General features: G+C 70.7%; 2 protein-coding genes. Both read left to right on the forward strand.

Annotated elements, in window-relative coordinates; all coding sequences use genetic code 11:
* On the forward strand, positions 1-654 hold a 654-nt coding region (locus ACF088_RS41200), incomplete at its 5' end, for a hypothetical protein (RefSeq protein WP_392381117.1).
* Positions 651-1394, forward strand: coding sequence for an alpha/beta hydrolase (locus ACF088_RS41205; RefSeq protein ID WP_392381118.1), 744 nt, complete (start codon positions 651-653; stop codon positions 1392-1394). The genes ACF088_RS41200 and ACF088_RS41205, both read left to right, overlap by 4 nt.
* Positions 1395-1424: the final 30 nt, after the last annotated feature.

The raw sequence follows: 1424 nt of genomic DNA on the forward strand, positions 1-1424 counted from the left end.
CAGGCCGCGGTGTCCTTGATGGAATCTTTGCCGACGGTGCGCTGGGACGATATCGAGTCCGCTGCGGAGGTCACCGAGCGGATCGCCCGCCGTCTGGGTGATGATCCGGAGCTGCTGGGCACTTTGGTCGAGCGGGTGCGGCGTACGCCGGAGCTGCGGGAGAAGTGTGAGTGTCACGCTCTGGACGACAAGATCGTGTTGTGGGACGACCAGGACAAGGGTCTGCGGATCAGGCTGCGGCTGGCCAACACCGATCAGTACGAGCGGGTGCACAATCACCGCTACAGCTTCACGGCCTACATTCTGCGCGGTGCCTACCGGCACACCCTCTACGCCACCGATCAGCCGCTGGACGAGACGGCCGACGTCGACCGTTTCTGGCCGCATTTCGTGCGTGAGGAGGGTGAGGGGCGGTGCATCACGCTCGATCACGAGCAGCTGCACACCACCATCACCGAGCCCGAGACGATCTCGCTGATGATCCAGAGCCCTGCGCGCAAGGACCGGGCGTTTATGATCCGCCGCTCCGACGGCCAGGTGTGGTACCGGCTGGGTGCCGCCGAGGAGAGTGCGGAGCGGCGTCGTGAGGTGCGGATGTCCGATGAGCGGTTCGAGCACTGGGCCGGGCGCCTGAGGACGATGGGCGTCCTGTGACGGTCCAGGAAGGTGTTCTGCGCTACGGCGATTCGTCGTGGCAGCGGGTCGATCTGTATACCCCCGTGCAGGGCCCGGTCCGCAGCGCGGTCGTGATCTTCCACGGCGGGTTTTGGCGGCACGACCGTATTGCCCGCGATCTGGAGCCGCTGGCGGTTGCGTTGGTGCAGCGCGGGTGTGCTGCTGCGGTGGTGGAGTACCGCCCGGCCTGGGACGGCGGGCAGTGGCCGGCGGCCGCCGAGGACGCCGCCCAGGCGCTGGAGCGGCTCGACGGCGCGGGTGCGCCCTGGCGGGACGCCACGTTGGTGGGGCACTCCGCGGGGGCGCATCTGGCGCTGTCCGCCCTCGCCGGGCGGGGTGGGGGCCGGCGCGCGGTGTTGCTGGCGCCTGTTGTGGACCTGGCGCGGACGGTGGCGACCGGGACGGGCGGGCCGGCTGTCGGGCACTTCCTTGCCGGGCACCTGGCGTCCGGCGGCAGCGTCGACGAGGCGACGCCCCGGCCTTCGCGGGCCGATCTGGCGTCGCTGACCGTCGTCGAGGCGGCTTGTGATCAGGCGGTACCCACGGAGTTGACGGAGTATCAGCTCAAGGGGTGGCGGGACGGCGGGCTCGCCGTGGACCACCACCTCGTTGCCGATGCCCGGCATATGCATCTGGTCAATCCGGAGCGGGAGGGCTGCGCGGCGGTGCTGGCGCTGCTGGCCGGGGACCCGGCGGCCGCCGAGGGGAGCGCGTCATGACCGAGGCGGCGCGCCGGGCGCGGGTGCTCG

It is taken from the genome of Streptomyces sp. NPDC015125 (assembly GCF_043080045.1).
GTDB lineage: Bacteria > Actinomycetota > Actinomycetes > Streptomycetales > Streptomycetaceae > Streptomyces.